This window comes from Bradyrhizobium sp. Y36 (assembly GCF_002531575.1).
GTDB lineage: Bacteria > Pseudomonadota > Alphaproteobacteria > Rhizobiales > Xanthobacteraceae > Bradyrhizobium.
Genome location: NZ_NWTI01000013.1, coordinates 1 through 19,795, shown reverse-complemented (window position 1 = coordinate 19,795; position 19,795 = coordinate 1). Strand labels below are relative to the sequence as shown.

At 62.5% G+C, this 19,795-nt stretch carries 14 protein-coding genes; 8 read left to right on the top strand and 6 right to left on the bottom strand.

Features of this window, described 5'->3' with window-relative positions; genetic code table 11:
- Window positions 1-146: 146 nt before the first annotated feature.
- Window positions 147-929: an enoyl-CoA hydratase/isomerase family protein gene (locus tag CO669_RS21005; RefSeq protein ID WP_097661854.1), complete on the top strand. Its 783-nt coding sequence runs from the start codon at window positions 147-149 to the stop codon at window positions 927-929.
- Window positions 930-1,954: 1,025 nt separating this feature from the next.
- Here CO669_RS21005 and CO669_RS21000 read toward each other — a convergent pair.
- Window positions 1,955-2,383 carry a GlcG/HbpS family heme-binding protein gene (locus CO669_RS21000; RefSeq protein WP_097661853.1) on the bottom strand — a complete coding sequence of 143 codons (429 nt, stop codon included), beginning with the start codon at window positions 2,381-2,383 and terminating at the stop codon, window positions 1,955-1,957.
- Window positions 2,376-5,384: an FAD-binding and (Fe-S)-binding domain-containing protein gene (locus tag CO669_RS20995; RefSeq protein ID WP_198964177.1), complete on the bottom strand. Its 3,009-nt coding sequence runs from the start codon at window positions 5,382-5,384 to the stop codon at window positions 2,376-2,378. The genes CO669_RS21000 and CO669_RS20995 overlap by 8 nt, the downstream gene beginning before the upstream one ends.
- 206 nt (window positions 5,385-5,590) lie before the next feature.
- Between CO669_RS20995 and CO669_RS20990 the strand changes: the two genes are divergently transcribed.
- Window positions 5,591-6,790, top strand: a complete 1,200-nt coding sequence (locus tag CO669_RS20990) for a pyridoxal-phosphate-dependent aminotransferase family protein (RefSeq protein ID WP_097661852.1) — start codon at window positions 5,591-5,593, stop codon at window positions 6,788-6,790.
- Window positions 6,791-6,847: 57 nt separating this feature from the next.
- Complete coding sequence (locus tag CO669_RS20985) at window positions 6,848-7,645, top strand: enoyl-CoA hydratase/isomerase family protein (protein WP_097661851.1); 798 nt, start codon at window positions 6,848-6,850, stop codon at window positions 7,643-7,645.
- Window positions 7,646-8,026: 381 nt separating this feature from the next.
- Here the strand turns inward: CO669_RS20985 and CO669_RS35330 are convergent, their stop codons facing one another.
- Entirely contained in the window at window positions 8,027-8,521 is a 495-nt protein-coding gene (locus tag CO669_RS35330) for a hypothetical protein (RefSeq protein WP_143278701.1), read from the bottom strand.
- Window positions 8,522-9,446: 925 nt separating this feature from the next.
- Here CO669_RS35330 and CO669_RS20970 point away from each other — a divergent pair.
- From CO669_RS20970 to CO669_RS20955, 4 genes are all read left to right on the top strand, one after another.
- Window positions 9,447-10,409, top strand: coding sequence for a Bug family tripartite tricarboxylate transporter substrate binding protein (locus CO669_RS20970; protein WP_198964176.1), 963 nt, complete (start codon window positions 9,447-9,449; stop codon window positions 10,407-10,409).
- 129 nt (window positions 10,410-10,538) lie between these two features.
- On the top strand, window positions 10,539-11,081 hold the full coding sequence (locus tag CO669_RS20965; protein WP_097661847.1) for a tripartite tricarboxylate transporter TctB family protein: 543 nt from the start codon (window positions 10,539-10,541) through the stop codon (window positions 11,079-11,081).
- A 12-nt stretch (window positions 11,082-11,093) separates the two neighbouring features.
- Window positions 11,094-12,617 carry a tripartite tricarboxylate transporter permease gene (locus tag CO669_RS20960; protein ID WP_097661846.1) on the top strand — a complete coding sequence of 508 codons (1,524 nt, stop codon included), beginning with the start codon at window positions 11,094-11,096 and terminating at the stop codon, window positions 12,615-12,617.
- 156 nt (window positions 12,618-12,773) lie between these two features.
- Entirely contained in the window at window positions 12,774-13,640 is an 867-nt protein-coding gene (locus CO669_RS20955) for an outer membrane protein (RefSeq protein WP_097661845.1), read from the top strand.
- A gap of 1,505 nt (window positions 13,641-15,145) precedes the next feature.
- On the opposite strand, the gene CO669_RS20950 is transcribed toward CO669_RS20955, so the two are convergent.
- From CO669_RS20950 to CO669_RS20940, 3 genes are all read right to left on the bottom strand, one after another.
- Entirely contained in the window at window positions 15,146-16,174 is a 1,029-nt protein-coding gene (locus tag CO669_RS20950; RefSeq protein ID WP_097661844.1) for an acyltransferase family protein, read from the bottom strand.
- A gap of 415 nt (window positions 16,175-16,589) precedes the next feature.
- Window positions 16,590-17,783 (bottom strand): CaiB/BaiF CoA transferase family protein, encoded by a 1,194-nt coding sequence (locus CO669_RS20945; RefSeq protein ID WP_097661843.1) that lies wholly within the window; start codon window positions 17,781-17,783, stop codon window positions 16,590-16,592.
- A gap of 143 nt (window positions 17,784-17,926) precedes the next feature.
- A complete protein-coding gene (locus CO669_RS20940) occupies window positions 17,927-18,229 on the bottom strand; it encodes a hypothetical protein (protein WP_097661842.1) in 303 nt (100 codons plus the stop codon).
- A 201-nt stretch (window positions 18,230-18,430) separates the two neighbouring features.
- Here CO669_RS20940 and CO669_RS20935 point away from each other — a divergent pair.
- Window positions 18,431-19,795 (top strand): M10 family metallopeptidase (locus tag CO669_RS20935; RefSeq protein WP_198964154.1); only part of this gene is annotated, 1,365 nt, incomplete at its 3' end.

Below are 19,795 nucleotides of genomic sequence, written 5' to 3'. Positions count from 1 at the left end.
GGATAGCGGCCGTCACCCGTCGTCCAATCGGCGCGCGATTTTGTGCCCACACGCTGCGCCGACACCGCGTTGCAGATTGCCCTTGCGCGCGCCGCCCGTCCTGCCGCAAATGGCGGCAGATCGAAAGGCAAGGAAGCGAGTGGACCATGACCGACACCACAGCAATCATCACCGAGAAGCGCGGGCAGGCGTTCTGGATCACCATCAACCGGCCGGAGAAACGCAACGCACTGAACGGCGAGGTCATCGCCGGCATCACCAAAGCCTATCGCGACGCGCATGACGACAAGGACGTCCGCGTCATCGTGCTGACAGGCGCGGGCGACAAGGCGTTCTGCGCGGGCGCGGACTTGCAGAATTCCGGCGCCGCTTTCGCGATGGATCATTCTAAACCAAATGTCGACTATGCCGATCTGTTACGTTTGTCACAGAACGCCACCAAGCCGGCGATTGCGCGGGTCGGCGGCGTCTGCATGGCCGGCGGCATGGGTCTCTTGTGCATGACCGACATGGCGGTTGCGGCCGATCACGTCGTCTTCGGCCTGCCGGAGGTGAAGGTCGGCGTGTTCCCGATGCAGGTGCTGAGCCTGCTGCAGAACATCGCGCCGCCGCGCCTCGTCAACGAATGGGCGCTCACGGGGGAACCGTTCGACGCCAGGACTGCGCAGGTCGCGGGCCTGCTCAATTACGTGGTGCCCACGGCGGAATTGGATGCCAAGGTCGACTGGCTGATCGGCCGCATCGTCGACAAATCCCCGACCGCGATCCGCCGCGGCAAATACGCCATGCGCGCCATCGCCTCGATGTCGTTCGACGAGAGCATTGCCTACACCGAAAGCCAGATCGCGCTGCTGGCGATGACCGAGGACGCCAAGGAAGGTCTGAAGGCGTTCAGCGAGAAGCGAAAGCCGGTCTGGACGGGACGGTAGAGGCGAGGGCGCTCTCGTGTCCCGGACGCGCTGCAGCGTGTAACGCTGCTGCGCAGAGCCGGGACCCAGAAGGCGGCAGGGACACGTGTGGCGAGATGGGCCCCGGCTCTGCAGCGCACCACCCAACGATGCTTCGCATCGCCGGGGCGCTGCGCAGCGTCCGGGGCACGAGACGCTGGCATGATCGAGCCAATTCACGTCTCAAACAACAGGCACGTCAAACAACAGGCACGCCTTTGCGGCCTCGCGGCGGTTACCGCCCGAGCTTTGCTCTTCTCGTCGCACCCTCTCAAACAAAGGGTGCGGGGAAGGCCGGGTGCCGGCTGGCACCCGCAAGACTCCCGTGCAAGAACGATGCACACGCAAGGCACAGGAGCGATCCAGGGCAGCCGAGACATCCGGCCTTCCCTGCGCAGTGGGTTGACGGCTTATGCGTGCTCTCCCCGGAGACGAGTTCCTGCTTGCCTCCGTCGCCTCGCGAAAGTCACGGGCGCGCCTCGGTTGAAGCGACGCCGCATTCGCAGGGGCTTGACCGTAGCAACGACGGCCAGGACCACACGGTTTTGCCGTACGCGGGCTTCCCGCTCCACCCCCAAGGCGTCTTCGCCCCGGGGGCTTCGCAGGCATCGAGCGCCGTTCGTACAACGCGGCTTGCGGGACGCTCACGGGGTTCGGCTCAATCCATCGCCCCGCCCTGCGTCCGACATCCGCGACGGCGCTGCCCAGCGTCCACCGCAGCCCGATCCGCGGTTCGTGACGACGTACGACCGCCCCTTGTCACGGGATCAGGATGGCGGCAGGATGCGGGAAATCGGAAATTCTGTAAAGGCGAATATTTTGAGGCGGGGCGGTTGACCGAGGGCTTGGGTGTTTTGCCCGTCGGGTGGCGCAAGGGCTTGTAGGTGTCTACGCGCAACCGTCATTCCGGGGCGCGCCGCTTGGCGCGAGCCCGGAATCCATTTGTCCGCGTCGTCTGTTGCCTGATGGATTCCGGGCTCGCGCTTCGCGCGCCCCGGAATGACGAACTACCCCGCGTTGGCCTTCAGGCCCGCCGCCTGGATACCCGCGACCGCACAGGCCTCGTCATTATCCGAGGTGTCGCCGGACACGCCCACCGCGCCGAGCAGGGTGGTGCCGTCCATGATCAGCACGCCGCCGGGGACCGGCACCAGCGCGCCCTTGGCAATGGTGTTCACCGCGTCAATGAAATAGGCCTGCTCCTGCGCGCGCTGGAACAGGGCGCGCGAGCCCATGCCCATCGCGAGGGCGCCGTAGGCCTTGCCGTGGGCGATCTCGGCGCGCATCAGGCTGGTGCCGTCCTGGGCCGCGGCGATCTTGAGCACGCCGCGGGCGTCGAGGATGGTCACCACCAGCGGCTTGAGCTTCAGCTCGCCGGACTTGGCGAAGGCGGCGTCGAGGATCTTGCGGGCGGTGTCGAGCGTGAGGTCAGCCATGGTCGGTTTCCTTTTGAGCTGGAGAAGTGGATTGGGTCTCGGCGCGGTCGAGGCTCATCGCCAGCACGCGCGCGACGTGAAGGGCTTCGCGCTGGGCGCCGTCATGGATCTGATGGCGGCAGGAGGTGCCGTCGGCAACGACCAGCGTATTCTGATCTGCGCGGCGCACGGCAGGCAGCAGCGACAGCTCGGCCATCTCGATCGAGGCGTCATAGGTGTCAGCGCCATAGCCGAACGCGCCGGCCATGCCGCAGCAGCTCGACTCGATGGTCTCCACCTTGAGGCCCGGAACGAGCCGCAGCACCTGCTCGACCGGCTTGAAGGCGCCGAAGGATTTCTGGTGGCAATGGCCGTGCACGACCGCCTTGTCGGCGATGGCGCCGAGCGGCAGTTGCAGCCGGCCGGCCTCGGCCTCGCGCACCAGAAACTCCTCGAAGGTCAGCGCATGGGCGCCGACGGCCTTGGCGTCGTTGTCCCTGCGCAGAGATGCAAGCTCGTCGCGCAGCGTCAAGAGGCAGCTCGGCTCGAGGCCGACGATCGGCACGCCGCGCGCGGCAAAGGGCGCAAACGCAGCGACGAGACGGTCGAGCTCCGACCTCGCTTCATCCACCAGACCGGCGGACAGGAACGTCCGGCCGCAGCAGAGCGGGCGGCTGCCGTGGGTGGGTTTTGGCATATGGACGCGATATCCGCCCGCCGCGAGCACGCGCAGTGCCGCCTCGAGGTTCTCGCGCTCATAGATGCGGTTGAACGTGTCGGCGAACAGCACGACTTCGCGGCCGGTCTCAGGACCAATTGCTTCCGCGGGCGCCACAAACACATCGCTGCGGAAGGCGGGCAGGGCGCGGCGCGCACTGATGCCGGCAAGACGCTCGAACAGCTTGCGCAGCAGCGGGCTGCTGTTGCGCAAATTCGCCAGCGGCGCGAAGCGCGAGGCGAGGCCGGCATAGCGCGGGAGGTATCCGACCAGCCGGTCGCGCAGCGTCAGGCCGCGGCTGGCGGCGCGCGCGGCCAGCACCTCGATCTTCATCTTGGCCATGTCGACGCCGGTCGGGCATTCGTGGCGGCAGGCTTTGCAGGAGACGCAAAGCTTGAGCGTCTCCATCATCTCGTCGGACGCGAGCGCATCGGGGCCGAGCTGGCCGGAGATCGCGAGCCGCAGCGTGTTGGCGCGGCCCCGCGTGACGTCCTTCTCGTTGCGCGTGGCGCGGTAGGACGGGCACATCACGCCGCCCTCGAGCTTGCGGCAGGCGCCGTTGTTGTTGCACATCTCGACAGCGCCCTGGAAACCGCCGCCGGCGCCGGGATAGGCGGACCAGTCGAGCTTCGTCCTGAGCTCGCCGACGCGATAGTCGGGCTTGAAGCGGAACAGCGAGCGGTCGTCCATCCTGGGCGCGTCGACGATCTTGCCGGGATTGAGCACGCCGTCGGGGTCGAAGCGGTGCTTGACCTCGCGGAAGTCGGCGACGAGACGCTCGCCGAACATGGTCTCGTGGAATTCCGAGCGCACCAGGCCGTCGCCATGCTCGCCGGAATGCGAGCCCTTGTATTCGCGCACCAGCGCGAAGGCCTCCTCGGCGATGGCGCGCATCGCCTTGACGTCCTTGTCCAGCTTGAGGTTCAGCACCGGCCGCACATGCAGGCAGCCTTCGGACGCATGCGCGTACATCGTGCCGCTTGTGCCATGCTTGGCGAACACCTCGTTCAGCCGCGCGGTGTAGTCGGCGAGGTGCGGCAGCGGCACGGCGCAGTCCTCGACGAAGGAGACCGGCTTGCCCTCCTGCTTCATCGACATCATGACGTTGAGGCCGGCGGCGCGGAAATCGGCGATGCCGCTCTGCAGCGCCGGCTCTGATATCTCGACCACGCCGCCCCATTTGCGGGTGTCGTTGGTCCAGCCGAAGCCGAGATCGCCCATCAGCTCGGAGAGCTGCTTGAGACGCGTCAGGTTGTCGGCTTGGTCCTCCTCGGCAAACTCGACCACCAGCACGGCATCCGGATCGCCCTTGATCGCCGCATTGATGATCGGCTTGAACATCGCGATGTCGCGGCCGAGCGCGATCATGGTGCGGTCGACCAGCTCGACCGCGATCGGCTTCAGCTTGACGAGGTGCTGGGCCGCATCCATCGCCTCGTAGAAGCTGCCGAAATGGCAGACGCCCAGCGCCTTGTTGCGGATCACCGGCCACAGCTTCAGCTCGACCTTGGTGGTGAAGGCGAGGGTGCCTTCGGAGCCGACCAAGAGATGCGCCATGTTGTTGCGCGCGTTGCGCGGCGTGAGCGCATCGAGATTGTAGCCGCCGACGCGGCGCTGCACCTTGGGAAAGCGGGCGGCAATCTCGTCGGCTTCGCGCGTGCCGAGATCGAGCATGTCGCGGAACAGGGCGCGGGTGCTGTCGCCGGCGTCGCTATCCGAGAGGTCGCGCGACACCTCGCCAAACCGGCTCAGCGTGCCGTCGGCGAGGGAGGCCTCCATCGACAGCGTGTTGTCGCGCATGGTGCCATAGCGAAGCGAGCGGCCGCCGCAGGAATTGTTGCCGGCCATGCCGCCGATGGTGGCGCGCGAGGCCGTGGAGACGTCGACCGGAAACCACAGGCCGTGCTTCCTGAGCTGGCGGTTGAGGTCGTCGAGCACGATGCCTGGCTCGACCACGCAGGTCCGGCCCGCGGCGTCGAGCGACAGGATCCTGTTGAGATGTTTGGAAAGGTCGATCACGAGGCCGTCGTTGACGGTCTGGCCGCATTGCGAGGTGCCGCCGCCGCGCGGGGTGACCTTCACCCCCTCGTCGCGGGCGATCGCCAGCGCCCGCAGCGCCTCGTCCATCGTCCTGGGCACCACCACGCCCGCGGGCATGATCTGGTAGAACGAGGCATCGGTGGCGTAGCGGCCGCGGCTGAAGGGGTCGAACAGCACGTCGCCGGTGATTTCCCGGGCCAGGCGCGCCGCCAGGCCGTTCTTTTGGGCCGATTCCGGTGATTTTCCAGCCACTTCCGCCGCCATGATCCGCTTTCGTCTATTCGCCGGCACCGTCTTGCCTCCCGTCACGGCCATTGGCAAGCGAGCCCTGCTTCTTGTGCATTGACGGACCTCGCCGGGCGAGGGACAAGCCCGGCGAATAATGATATGCGAGCGGCTTGCGAGCGCTCTGAATTCGGGCTCTCCGACGCCAGCGCCGAGACAAGCTTCAAAGACCGGGAAGGACGCCTATGACCGTGCATACTGGAAGGCATTTCCTACAGATTCCAGGACCGACCAACGTGCCCGACCGCGTGCTGCGGGCGATGGACATGCCGACGCTGGACCATCGCGGTCCGGAGTTCGCCGAGCTCGGATTCGCCGTGCTTGCCGCGATGCAGCGCGTGTTCCGCACCAAGCAGCCCGTGATCATCTTCCCCTCGTCCGGCACCGGCGCCTGGGAAGCGGCGATGGTCAACGTGTTCTCGCCCGGCGACAAGGTTTTGATGTGCGAGACCGGCCAGTTCGCCGTGCTGTGGCGCGGCATCGCCGACAAGTTCAAGCTCGACGTGGACTTCATCCCGAGCGACTGGCGCCATGGCGCCGATCTCGCCGAGATCGAGAAGCGCCTCGTCGCCGACAAGCAGCACAGCATCAAGGCGGTCTGCGTTGTCCATAACGAGACCTCGACCGGCTGCGTGACGCCGCCGCTGGAGGTGCGCAAGCTGCTCGACCGCGTCAAGCATCCGGCGCTGCTGATGGTCGACACCATCTCCGGCCTCGGCTCGATGGAATATGAGCACGACGCCTGGGGCATCGACGTCTCGGTCGCCGGCTCGCAGAAGGGCCTGATGCTGCCGCCCGGCCTCGGCTTCAACGCCGTCTCGGAGAAGGCGCTCAGCGTTGCCAAGGCCAATCCCGGCATGCGCTCCTACTGGGACTGGCAGGAGGTCATCAACTTCAACAAGCTCGGCACCTTCCCCTACACGCCCGCCACCAATCTGCTCTACGGCCTGCGTGAAGCCGTGAAGATGCTGGAGGAGGAGGGCCTCGAGAACGTCTGGTCCCGCCACAAGCGCCATAGCGCTGCGACGCGCGCCGCGGTCAAGGTCTGGGGCCTGGAGACGCAGTGCGCCGATCCCGCCGCACATTCCCCGGCGCTGACCGGCGTACGTGTGCCTGAAGGCCATGACGCCGACGCCTTCCGCAAGGTGGTGCTGGAAAACTTCGACATGTCGCTCGGCACCGGCCTGAACAAGGTCAAGGGCAAGGTGTTCCGCATCGGCCATATCGGTCATTTCAACGACCTGATGCTGATGGGCACGCTCGCGGGCGTCGAGATGGGCCTCGATCTTGCAAGGATCCCGCACCGGAGCGGCGGCGTGCTGGCAGCCATGGACGTCCTGAAGGGACGCGACGCGGTGCCGATGACCAAGGCCCAAGTTGCTTGAGGACCAGGCCGCTCAAGGGCGGCCTGACCGAACTGTGGTGAAGAAAGTGAGCGCGCGATGAACGCACCGACGACGACGAACGAAGACCTGCTCTACTCCGTCACCGACGGCATCGCGCGGATCACCTTCAACCGCCCCCAGGCGCGCAACGCCATGACCTTCGCCATGTATGACCGCATGGCGGAGATCTGCACCGAGATCAACGCCGATCGCTCCATCAAGGCGCTGATCTTGACCGGCGCCGGCGACAAGGCATTCGCCTCCGGCACCGACATTTCGCAATTTCGAGCCTTCAAGACCGCACAGGACGCGCTCGACTACGAGGCGCGCATCGATCGCGTGCTCGGCACGCTGGAGCAGTGCCGCGTGCCCGTAATTGCGGCGATCGCCGGCGCCTGCACCGGTGGCGGCGCCGGCATTGCGGCCTGCTGCGATCTTCGTATCGGCACCGAGACGACGCGGATGGGCTTCCCGATCGCGCGCACGCTCGGCAACTGCCTGTCGATGTCCAACATCAGCCGCGTGGTCGCGCTGGTCGGACCCGCCCGCACCAAGGACATGATCTTCAAGGCACGCCTGGTCGAGGCGCAGGAAGCGCTGGCGCTCGGTCTGCTCACCGAAATCGTCCCTGACGTCGAGACGCTGCAGCGCCGTGCCGACGAGACGGCGAAGCTCGTCGCGAGCCACGCGCCGCTTACGCTGGAGGCGACCAAGGAAGCGGTGCGCCGCATCCGCCGCACGCTGTCGCGCGAGGAGGGCGAGGATCTGATCCTCAAGGCCTATATGAGCGAGGATTTCCGCGAGGGCATGGACGCTTTCCTCAACAAGCGGGCGCCCGTCTGGAAGGGCAAGTAGCTTAGGGATGCGGTTGCCTATCTTGCCGTCCCAACAAAGTATCCGTCTGCCTTGCCGTCCTTGGTGAATCTGGGGCAGACGCAAAAGCCTCCCGGTGAGCTCCCAGTTGGACACACGACCTCTGGTGTCCCCGGCGGCAGTTCGGAGGCCTTCACGAAGCATTCAGGTTTAGGTTTTGGGTCCTGCGGCACGCCCGTGGCGAACGCGGTTGTACCAGCGCCGACAAGCATCAAGACCAAGGCCCCCTGAAGAAGCTCATGCGTGGTACTTATCACGGCAGCAGTACCTCAAGTTTCCGGTTCGCCCAATCCCGCTATAGCTCGGCCGATAGCCCACTCCTAGATCGATGCCGCAGAACGAACGTGTGGAAGAGCCTCATATTCATGCTTCTCGCCGATAAGGACGCCGCCGAGTCAGTGTCTCGGGAGCTTCTCGGTAACTCGTCGCTTCATCTATGAGACGCTTCGTGCATGAGCGTTCGAATTGCTCGGCGATAATTTGAGTGCGGCTGGCGGTCGTCCGCTGAGTGGCTTTTAAGACGCCAGCATTTTGGGCGCGCGCAAAGACATCACAGACCTTTTGCAGAAAGTTCGGCGAGTAACCAAATATCTTAACGCCGTGTTTGGTGCGGAACTCGATCTGACTAGCTATCTCCAAGAGATCTTCATCGACAAACGGCTTAAGATTTTGTGCTGTCAAGAAGGCGGGGAGATTGGTGCCGTTCCTGTAGTATTGCCGTGCTGCGGGTGGCCGAATGCGACCAAGGCCGGCCATAAAGCCTCCTTGAGTAACCACCCGCTGCCCGTTGTCCAGGACGGCAACCTCGATTTCGAAGTCTCCAAACTGTAGGGCGCCTTGATGCGTTGCCTGCGGCAAGTTCCTCGCCCAACGCGCCTTGGCTGCCTTCCGAGCAATCTCCCGTCGCTCGTCACTTGACAGGGCGGCCGCCCTTGCGGTGCCGCCCGCGGCACGGGCGGGAACTCCCCACTGGACTTTCCACCGCGTTCTCCGCCGCTCGTGGTCGAGGTCTAAGCTTACTTTTCTACGCGTATTCATACTGTCACGAATATGGTCAGATCAAAAAATTGCAAGCGTGGTGTGGAAGCAAAATGAGCTTGAGATTGTAACAATCTAGGCCGCGAGCAATTCCGGGTCATTCAGGACGATCTTAACACGTTCAGGTGAAGAGCACTGCCAGACAGCGGTGCAAAATGCCCTCAGCATCATGTCCTTGCATTTGATTTGTGGAACCGGCCGAAACGTGTCCGCGAGAGCCTGAGCGACGCAGAGTGCCTGGTAGATATTCCGCTCTTGGTAAAGCTTCGGACCAAAGAGGCTTCCTAGCAATCCGCCCCAGAAGCTGGGCTTGTGAGAGCGTACCAAGACGCCCCTCTTACCGACGGAGATCCAACAAGCATCTCCGCTCTCCAAGATGATCGTTGCGTCGTGACCAAACTTTTCGTTGATGTAGAGTAAGCGCGGCATCGCTTCGTCACTCTTAGCTTCTTCATTTTCCGAAATTCTATCTAGTCGAGGCGACCGGCTTTCGAAGGGATGGTGACCTTGCCTTGGCAAGGACATTAACTCCCTTCCGGGCTTCTAAGCCCGCGGGTCGTTTTTAACTCAGTTGCGCGAGGCTTGTCTCGTTTTAGATCTCATTCCAAAGTCATAGCGAGGATGATGTCGGATGGCTTGAACTCAGTTGCATTCACCCGCACAATGGACCTGAATTCATCTCTGAATTTCCAATCCGAACAAGAACATAGGGAAGACGCGCGTGGGACATGGAGTGAAGGCCGCGATGGCGCTGACCGCAGCTTTGTGCGGCACGCCGGCATTCGCCGGCTGGGAGCCGGCAAAGCCGGTCGAGATCGTGGTGGCCGCCGGCGCGGGCGGGGCCTCGGATCAGATGGCGCGGATGATGCAGGCCGCGATCCAGAAGAACAATCTGATGAAGCAGCCGATCGTCGTCTCGCTCAAGGGCGGCGCCTCGGGCGCGGAAGCGCTGATGTACATGAAGTCCAGCGAGGGCGATCCGAACAAGGTGCTGATCGCCTATTCGCTGATCTACATGCTGCCCCTGTCGGCAAAGATCCCGTTCAACTGGCGCGAGCTGACCCCGGTCTCGGTGATCGCGCTCGACCAGTTCGTGCTCTGGGACAACAGCGCCGGCCCCAAGACGGTGAAGGAGTTCGTCGCGGCCGCGAAGGCGGCCAGCGCGCCGTTCAAGATGGGCGGCACCGGCTCCAAGCGCGAGGACCACGTGCTGACCGTCTTCCTCGAGCAGAAGACCGGCGCGAAGTTCTCCTATCTGCCCTACAAGTCCGGCGGCGAGGCGGCGACCCAGCTGGTCGGCAACCACACCGAGGCCAACGTCAACAACCCCTCCGAGAACCTCGAGGTCTGGCGCGCCGGCCAGGTTCGTCCGCTCTGCGTGTTCGACAAGGAGCGCATCTCCTACACCACCAAGGTGACGGACACGCAGTCCTGGGCCGACATCCCCACCTGCAAGGAGGAGGGCGTCGACGTGCAATATCTGATGCTGCGCGCGATGTTTCTGCCCGGCAAGGTCACGCCCGAGCAGCAGGCGTTCTATGTCGAGCTGTTCCAGAAGGTGACGCAGACCGCGGAGTACAAGGAGTACATGGAGAAGCAGGCGTTGAAGCCGATCTTCCTCACCGGCAAGGACATGGTGCAGTTCCTCGAGGAGGACGATGCCATCAACAAGTCGCTGATGACCGAAGCCGGCTTCGTCGCGAAGTAGATCTTCCGGGTGAGGGGGACTCTCCACGAGTCCAATTCTCACCGTCCCCGTGGAAACTCTCCCTCACCCCAACCCTCTTCCCGCAAGCGGTGAGAGGGGGAATTGATCGCACTCCGTCCCTAACGGCCCATGTCCCAAACCGATCTCGAAATCGTCGTCGACGATCCGACCGCGCCTGAAGACGATTCGCCCGCCGTGGTCTCGTCCGGCACGGTCGAGATCGTCGTCTGTCTGCTGCTGCTCGCGCTGGCCGTCACGTTCGGCACCGACAATTGGCGCACCGGCGCGTCGTGGGATTCGACCGGGCCCGAACCCGGCTATTTCCCGTTCTATCTCTCGGTCATCCTCGGCGGCGGCAGTCTCTATGGCCTGATCGTGGCCCTGCTGGCTCGTCGCACCGTGTCCGAGACCTTCGTCACGCGCGCACAGGCCCGCCGCGTGCTGGCGGTGTTCGTGCCGACCCTGCTGTTCTGCCTAGTGATGCAGTTCCTCGGCCTCTATGTCGCGAGCTTCCTGCTGATCGCAGGCTTCATGCGCGTGGTCGGCAAGATCGCGCTGTGGAAATCGCTGCTCACCGCGCTCGCGTTCACGGCGATCATGTTCGTCACCTTCGACGTCGCCTTCGACGTCATCATGCCGAAGGGATCGCTCGAAGCGGCCTTCGGTCGCTAGGCGGAATTGGCGATGGAAGCTTTCGGTCTCCTGCTCCATGGCTTTGCCGTCCTGCTGACGGCGAAGACGGTCACGCTGATGATCGTCGGCCTCGTGCTCGGCATCTTCGTCGGCGTGCTGCCGGGCCTCGGCGGCCCCAATGGCGTTGCGATCCTGTTGCCGCTGACCTTCACGATGGATCCGACCTCGGCGATCGTGATGCTGTCCTGCATCTATTGGGGCGCGCTGTTCGGCGGCGCGATCACCTCGATCCTGTTCAACATCCCGGGCGAGGCCTGGTCGGTCGCGACCACCTTCGACGGCTATCCGATGGCGCAGCAAGGCCGGGCGGCGGAAGCGCTGACCGCGGCGTTCACCTCCTCCTTCATCGGCTCGCTGGTCGCGGTGCTGCTGATCACCTTCCTGGCGCCGATGATCTCGTCCTTCGCGCTGAAGTTCGGCCCGCCCGAGTTCTTCGCGGTGTATCTGCTCACCTTCTGCTCGTTCGTCGGCCTCGGGCGCGAGGCCAAGCACAAGACCGTCATCTCGATGTCGCTGGGGCTGCTGCTGGCCGGCATCGGCATGGATACGGTGTCGGGCAATCTGCGCATGACCTTCGGCTCGGCCGAGCTGCTCCGCGGCATCAACTTTCTGGTCGCCGTCATCGGCCTGTTCGGCATCAGCGAGATCCTGCTGACGATGGAGGAGCGCCTCGCGCTGCGCGGTCACGCCGCGAGCATCTCGCTGCGCGTCGTGCTCGGCGTCTGGAAGGACCTGCCGAAATACTGGGCGACGCTGCTGCGTTCCTCCTTCATCGGCTGTTGGCTCGGCATCACCCCGGGCGGCGCGATCGCGGCCTCCTTCATGGGCTACAACCTCGCCAAGCGCTTTTCCGGGGACCCTGAAAGCTTCGGCAAGGGTCGCATCGAAGGCGTGTTCGCCCCTGAAACGGCCGCGCATGCCTCCGGCACCTCGGCGCTCTTGCCGATGCTGGCACTCGGCATTCCCGGCTCCGGCACTGCGGCGATCCTGCTCGGCGGGCTGATGGTGTGGGGGCTCAATCCGGGGCCGCTGCTGTTCGTCGAGCACAAGGACTTCGTGTGGGGCCTGATCGCCTCGATGTATCTCGGCAATGTTGTCGGCCTCGTGCTGGTGCTGACGACCGTGCCGATCTTCGCCTCGATCCTGCGCGTGCCGTTCGCGGCGGTGGCGCCGATGATCGTGGTGTCCTGCGCGATCGGCGCCTATGCGATCCAGAACGCGATGTTCGACATCTGGCTGATGCTCGGCTTCGGCGTGGTCGGCTACGTCTTCAAGAAGATCGGCATTCCCTTAGCTCCGTTCACCCTGGCGCTCGTGCTCGGCAACCGCGCCGAGGATGCCTTCCGCCTGTCGATGATCGGCTCCGGTGGGAACCTCGGGGTGTTCTGGTCGAATGGCCTGGTCGGCTCGATCACGACGCTCGCGATCGTGCTGCTGTTCTGGCCCGTGATCGACGGCCTGCTCGCCCGCGTCGGATTGACACAGCGGACTAAGGTGACGTCGCCAAAAACATAAGTCGTTGTAATTCAACGACATAGAGCTGGAGATGTCGTTGTAGTCCGGGCCCGCACACGCCGCGATTGTTTCCAGATGTTGCCGCTGCGGCACAGCCTTTGGGCAGCCGCTGGCGTATGTTTCCGATCACAAAGTCGTGCGGAGGGGAGAATCTCCATGAAGCGGATCGTGATTGGACTGGCGGCGGCGATGTCGCTGCTCGCGACTAGTGCACTGGCTGCCGATCTCGCAGCGCGCCCCTATGTCAAGGCGCCGATTGTTGATCCGGTCTGGAGCTGGACCGGCTGGTATGTCGGTGCCAATGCCGGATACAGCTGGGGCCGTTCGCGCACGGACGTCACCTACACCAACACGGCAACCGGTGCGGTGATCGCGCCGCCGGCCGGCTCCATCACCAGCGCTTCGTTCGACATGAACGGCGGCATCGCCGGTGGTCAGGCCGGCTACAACTGGCAGAACGCCAACTGGGTGTACGGCATCGAGGGCGACCTGCAGTGGTCGGGTGAGCGCGGCAGCGCGCTGTACAATTGCGGCGGCGTCGCGCCTGCTGGCGGTCCCTGTCTTCCCGGTCTGACGTTCCTTCCCGCCGGCGGAGCCGCGGGAACGACGATATCAATCGACCAGCATCTGCAATGGTTCGGTACGGTGCGTGGTCGCGTCGGTATCCTGGCGACCCCGAAAGTGCTGTTCTACGGCACCGGCGGCCTGGCGTTCGGCGAGATCAAGACCACGGGCACGATGACCGGCTTCACCCCCGCGGGTGTCGCAATCGCCTCGATCGGCTCGACTTCGACGACGCGCGCCGGCTGGACCGTTGGCGCCGGTGTCGAAGGCAAGATCACGCAGAACTGGAGCGCCAAGCTCGAATACCTCTACATGGACCTCGGCCGCTTCTCTTCCGGTCCGTTCACGCTCGCGCCTGCTTCGGCAATCGCGGCGACCGGGTCTTCGCGCTTCACCGATCACATCCTGCGCGCCGGCATCAACTACCAGTTCGGCGGTCCGGTGGTCGCGAGATACTGAAACAACCAAGGCGTCAAACAAGAAGCAAAGCCCGGCCTCATGCCGGGCTTTGTCGCTTTCGGAATTTTCTACGTAGGAGGGGCCTCGACGTGCTCACGCCATCGTTGAGGGTTGCTACGACGATTTGCGCCGCGCAGGACGAGCAAAATGCAACTTCATGAACTCGGCCAAACGACGGAGAGAGCTCTGTCGTGCAAGCTGCTGCAATTCCATGGCCTCGGCGGCCGAGCGGCAGTCGTGAGCAACCTTCAGATATGCAGACTTTACTAATTCTAAGCTCTCAAGGTTCGCTTCTTCCATACACACACGTTCTAGGCGCCAAAATTCCCTCAATTCTCGGTTCATAATGCTTTCTCCCGTCTCTTCAGAAAGCCGCACGATTCTCCTTAACGGAATCATAAAACAGTGAGCGGCGTGGGGCCTGAGCCCGGAATTTTGATGGTGGCTCCATGCCCTCCGATTGACGTTTCCGAAGTCTCATAGTGACGCGATCGGCCTGTAACGCGATCAAACAGCAGCTCAGGATCATTAGGGCGGATAACACCGCTAACAACCATGTATGCAAGGTTGTCATCATGCTTTGCTCTCCCAGCACACAAGCCTACTCCTGGCCAGCGTGGTTGACTCAAACGTTAGACCGTCTGCTGGTGACGGTCTAGGTCCCACACTGCATCGCCAAGTAAATCCGAGCAGCCGCGCCTCCTTCCTGCGAGACGCTTGGAAGAATCCACTTTGGATGCCGCTCGAACACGGCTATTCGGTAAATCCGAGATTAGACGAATGTACACGCTTATATTAATATGTCTATTCTTTCGGTGACTGGCATCGATAAGCTTCATTCGTGTGAGCCGCGCGCAAATGGACCTAGTTTTGAGAATGCTCGGCGGAGTAGCTGCAGTTGCAGTTACCCTCCTCACCTCGTCCTGCGTGAGTTCAGAAGACGGCTCTTCGAGGGCACGGGTGGCAACTGGTGCTCCTTGGGCCCGAGATCTGAACGAACCGCCACCTAACCGGCCACCAGCACATAGACCTGACTGACTATTGCAGTGCAAGCTCCATGACTGGAGATCGAGCTTGGTCAAACAAACACGCGGTAGTGTTCTATTGGTCTCACTATTGCTCCAATGAGCTCCGGCTCACCAGGAGCCAGTCCCGAGTCGGAAGCTCATCCGCGGGCACTACTTGAGATTTTATGTCAACTAGCTAGCCTCTCCCGATCGATTGCCCCACCCCTAGAGCAGGCCGAGCTATGACCCTGGAGCCGAGAAATTAGACTAAAATGGAAGCTGAGCGTGGGTCGAGGCTAATCTCAAATGCAAGGTACCTCCCGTCTCCGATTTTGCGCGGAGTGGATCGGGAAATATCGTATGAAAAGCACCCTTTAGATCTGGTAGATTTCATAAGGGCACTGGAGCTTTCCAACGTCGTTGTGTTCAATCATAGCGCCCGGTCCAGCAGACCGTCCTAAGTTTGGCCTTAACTGCCGTAAATTCGGTGGTCTCCCTCTAACGATATTCCGATTTGTGAGTCACCATCGTGAGACGATGGCGGATTCGATCTAAAGGTCTATCGAGACAAATGACGATGAGGCAGGACACCGCGAAGCTTAGTCCGACTACGATTGCATAGGTGCTATTGATGAATTGGATGATGGGAAAATGAATGATGTAGATTGGATAGGAAAGATCTCCCACAAATCGATCGATGCTGACGTCCTTAAAGGCCGCAAATGCCATCGGCACTACTAGGGCGGATATCGCAGCCGCGACAAAGCTGTATTTGACGGGCAAACTCAATGCAAAGTACTGACCGAGCGCGATCATCGCAACGATCGCGCTTAGTGCTAGGACTTTAGACCTCAAAAAATAAAAGTCCCGGTTTCCGTCGAACAGACGATAGCTCAGCATTCCGAGCAGGAATAGAGGAAGTTCGAAAGGGAAGAAGCGATAAAACCACGGATCATGATCCAATCCGGCGTGGTATGCGGCGAGTCTGCCTGCCGTCAGGGCCAGAGCAAGAGTAAGCAAGAAAGAGCTGCGGACTCGAGCCAAATAAGGTGCGAACAAGTAGAAATAGAGCTCAAGCGCCAAGGTCCAAGATGGGCGCACAATCAGATACGAGGATGGCAGGATGGCTGCTGATTGAAAATTGGCGGTAAAGAAGAGTCGCTCGTGATCTACGCCAAGGAATAACAACGTGTCTTGGAATAATATCAGGAGGTTCGATGCGAAGACTAGGATGGCTGGTTGCCATCCGAGATTTGAAATGTGACGGAATCCGTTGATTGGCCAAAGCGCTAAAAAAGTGAAACCTGCAATGATCCAGTAAGTGGGGTAAATACGAATTGCTCGACTGACATAGAAGGCGGTTGCAGAGGTATATCGCTGGGACAGCACCATCTGCATATAGAAACCGGAAACGACAAAGAACATTTCGACCGCGATGGTTCCGGCCGTGAAGTGAAGCCAAGCAAACGGGGGCCTCGCGTGATCACCAATAACCGCCAACGCTAGAAGTAGTCGTAGTAACCCCATGAACTCACTTCGTAGAAATGTTCCGCTTTAAATCTGATCGGCAGACTACGGAACGGTTGTCATCAGGACAAGGGTCGAGCTAGTTAGTTGGGGTCTAATCGTCTGTCCGCGAAACAATTGGCACCTAAACGACGGCGTGAGTACCCAGGAGGAGGGTCCATTCGGCTTGACGTCTCCTGTTTTTTGTTTAAGGCGCTTGGCTCGCCGTTGAAAGAAGCAAGGGGCCGAGTAGCGGCAGAGCAACTTTGGCAGCTTCGTGGCGCTGGCCTCTTACGATGCAACACGCCTCAATAGGATTCGAGCAGACGATCCGCAGAGGAGACGTATTCGTCGGAAAAGATGTCTTGCGGAGTACCTCGATATTTGAGGTCTTCACCTTGGGAATTCCGATTCGCCTTGAGTTCTAGTGCGGCATTCACACCACCTTAGCGTTCCTAAGCTTGCCGATCTCGTCGGCAGCGAAGCCGAACTCCTTCAGCACCTCGTCGGTCTGCTCGCCGAAGTCCGGCGGCCGCGCCACCATCCTGCTTGGCGTGCGCGACAGCGTCACGGGCTGGCCGACCAATTGGATATGCCGGCCCTCGTCGTTCGGCACGTCCTGGGCAATGCCGAGATGCCTGACCTGCGCGTCCTCGAACATCTGGTCGATGGCGTAGATCGGCCCGCAGGGCACGCCGGCGTCGTTGAGCTCGCGGACCCAGGTCTCGGTCGACTTTGTCACCGTGCGCTTCTCGATCTCGGCGTTGAGCGCATCGCGGTTCTTGGAGCGGGCAGGGGCCGTCGCATAGTCGGGATGGCTGTAAAGCTCCGGCGCGCCGATGGCCTGTGCGCAGCGCTCCCAGATCCGTCCGCCCGTGGTGGCGATGTTGATGTAGCCGTCCGAGGTCTTGAACACGCCGGTCGGGATGCTGGTCGGATGGTTGTTGCCGGCCTGTTTCGCCACCTCCTTTTCCATCAGCCAGCGGGCCGCCTGGAAGTCGAGCATGAAAATTTGCGCCTGGAGCAGCGAGGTCTGCACCCATTGGCCCTTGCCCGAGACCTCGCGCTCGAGCAGTGCGGTGAGGATGCCCATGGCACAGAACAGACCGGCCGTGAGGTCGGCGACGGGAATGCCGACCCGCATCGGGCCTTGGCCCGGCGCGCCGGTGATCGACATCAGCCCGCCCATGCCCTGCGCGATCTGATCGAAGCCGGGCCGCTTGTGATAGGGCCCGTCCTGGCCGAAGCCGGAGATGCTGCCATAGACGATGCGCGGGTTGATCTTGGCGAGGCTCTCATAGTCGATGCCGAGCTTCTTCTTCACGTCGGGCCGGAAATTCTCGACCACGACGTCGGCCTTGGCGACGAGGCGCTTGAACACGGCGAGCCCGCGCTCGTCCTTCAGGTTCAGCGTCATCGCGCGTTTGTTGCGGTGCAAATTCTGGAAGTCGGAACCGCGCCGCGGCCCTCCCGGCTGCTCGCCGCCGGCATCCTCGGTCAGCGCGTCGATCTTGACGACATTGGCGCCCCAGTCCGCCAGCTGCCGCACGCAGGTGGGGCCGGAGCGGACACGGGTCAGATCGAGCACAGTGAAGCGCGACAGGGCTTCCGAGGCATGCGGAAAGGGCATTTTGAGAGGCTCCGGGACAGATTGCGGGGCCTACCATAGTGCCGAAAGGTCACCCGACAAGCGGGGCCGGCGCCGGCCCCGCCTGCCGAAATGCCATGTCTGATGCCACGTCTGACACCTTGCCTAATGCGGTGCCCGACCGATCAGCGCGACAAGCGCTTCAGCTCGGCACGCGCCTTTTCGGCCAGCGGATCGTCGCCGTGGCGGGCGATGAAGAGCTCGAGGGCTTCCCGCGTTCCCTTGCTCAGGGCGGCCTCGTATTCCTCCGCCACCGCAACGGCGGGGTCGCGGGCCATCGGCATGGCGGGCGCGCGCCCCGCCTTGCCCCTGTCGTCCGCTTTGGCCTTTTCCACCATGACAGGCAGTCCTCCGGAGGGGTGTTGGGTCAGTCCGGCGAGCGCGACCAGAACGCCGAACAGGCCGGCCGGAAGCAAACGCCGTTGCATGAAACCCCTGCAAATTACGGGTCCCGCGGGAACAGAGGCCCTTGCTCTCCTCCCGTATGACTACGGGATTTGATGCCTAACAAGGCCTTATGGAAGGGGCGCGGACGCCACTGCCGCATTTAAACCAAACGTTTAACTCTCAAGCTAGAATCATGTGCCATCGAAGCGAATCACGCGCGATGCTCTGTCCTGGAGAGTCCATTGGCTACCGCCGTCAACGTCAGTGCCACCAACAACGCCGAGATCGACGGCCTGCTGTCCGGTGCCAAATGGTCTGGCACGATCACTTACAGTTTTCCAGACGCAACCAGCGACTACCCCACATATAGCGGCGGCAACGGCGAGCCGACGACGTCCGGCTTCACGGCGGTGCCGACGCAGATCCAGGCGGCGATCAACTACGCGATCGGGCTGATCCTCAGTTACACCAACGCCGACATCCAGTACGCCGGCACGAACGGCGCCGACATCATGATCGCGCAGTCGCCGGCGGCAAGCCCGACCGCCTACGCCTACTATCCCGGCAACTACGCCCCCGGCGGCGACATCTGGTTCGGCACCCAATACAATTTCTCGCTGGCCAAGCTCGGCAATTACTACTTCACCACGGCGCTGCACGAGCTCGGCCATGCCGTCGGCCTCAAGCACAGCCAGGAGACCGGCGGCCCCGCCAACGTCGCGGTGCCGAGCGCGCATGACGACAGCGAATACACCGTCATGAGCTATCGCAGCTATGTCGGCGGTTCGACCACGTCCGGCTACACCAACGAAGCGTACGGATATTCGCAGACCTATATGGCCAACGATATCCTCGCGCTCCAGACCATGTACGGCGCGGACTACACGACCCAGAGCACCAGCACGGTCTACACCTGGAATCCGACCACGGGACAGGAGTTCATCAACGGCGTCGGGCAGCTTGCGCCGGGTGGCGGCGTCGGCGGCTCGGCCAACCGCATCTACGGGACGGTCTGGGACGGGGGCGGCGTCGATACCTACGACCTCTCGAACTACACGACGAATTTGAGCATCAACCTCAATCCCGGTGCCTCGTCGGTGTTCTCCTCCGTGCAGCTGGCGTATCTCGGCGACGGCCATTACGCGTCGGGCAACGTCTACAACGCCTATCTCTACAACGGCGATGCACGCTCCTACATCGACAACGCCACCGGCGGATCCGGCAACGACACCATCATCGGCAACGCCATCGCCAATACGCTGAACGGCGGCGGCGGCAACGACACGATCACCGGTGGTGCGGGCAACGACACCATCATCGGCGGCACCGGTACCGACACTGCGGTGTACTCGGGCAGCCGGGCCAGCTATCTCGTGTCCTACAATTCCACGACGCAGACGTTCACTGTGGCCGACCAGCGCAGTGGCGGGCCTGACGGGACCGATACCGTCACCGGTGTGGAAAGCTTCCAGTTCGCCGACGGCACGGTGACGAGTGCGGCGCTGATTAGTCAATTGGTCCCTACCGTGATCGAGTCATTTGGCGCGACGAGTCTAGTTCAGGTTGGAAGCAACTATTTCTTCAATCCAGTTGGTGGGGGAACTGGT

Excerpts from the sequence above, each read along its gene's own strand:
- CO669_RS20965 (WP_097661847.1), top strand. The coding sequence starts at position 10,539 with ATGTCCCAAACCGATCTCGAAATCGTCGTCGACGATCCGACCGCGCCT.
- CO669_RS20950 (WP_097661844.1), bottom strand. The coding sequence starts at position 16,174 with ATGGGGTTACTACGACTACTTCTAGCGTTGGCGGTTATTGGTGATCAC.
- CO669_RS20945 (WP_097661843.1), bottom strand. The coding sequence starts at position 17,783 with ATGCCCTTTCCGCATGCCTCGGAAGCCCTGTCGCGCTTCACTGTGCTC.
- CO669_RS20960 (WP_097661846.1), top strand. The coding sequence starts at position 11,094 with ATGGAAGCTTTCGGTCTCCTGCTCCATGGCTTTGCCGTCCTGCTGACG.
- CO669_RS20995 (WP_198964177.1), bottom strand. The coding sequence starts at position 5,384 with ATGGCGGCGGAAGTGGCTGGAAAATCACCGGAATCGGCCCAAAAGAAC.
- CO669_RS21005 (WP_097661854.1), top strand. The coding sequence starts at position 147 with ATGACCGACACCACAGCAATCATCACCGAGAAGCGCGGGCAGGCGTTC.
- CO669_RS20990 (WP_097661852.1), top strand. The coding sequence starts at position 5,591 with ATGACCGTGCATACTGGAAGGCATTTCCTACAGATTCCAGGACCGACC.
- CO669_RS20985 (WP_097661851.1), top strand. The coding sequence starts at position 6,848 with ATGAACGCACCGACGACGACGAACGAAGACCTGCTCTACTCCGTCACC.
- CO669_RS21000 (WP_097661853.1), bottom strand. The coding sequence starts at position 2,383 with ATGGCTGACCTCACGCTCGACACCGCCCGCAAGATCCTCGACGCCGCC.
- CO669_RS20970 (WP_198964176.1), top strand. The coding sequence starts at position 9,447 with ATGGCGCTGACCGCAGCTTTGTGCGGCACGCCGGCATTCGCCGGCTGG.
- CO669_RS20940 (WP_097661842.1), bottom strand. The coding sequence starts at position 18,229 with ATGCAACGGCGTTTGCTTCCGGCCGGCCTGTTCGGCGTTCTGGTCGCG.
- CO669_RS20955 (WP_097661845.1), top strand. The coding sequence starts at position 12,774 with ATGAAGCGGATCGTGATTGGACTGGCGGCGGCGATGTCGCTGCTCGCG.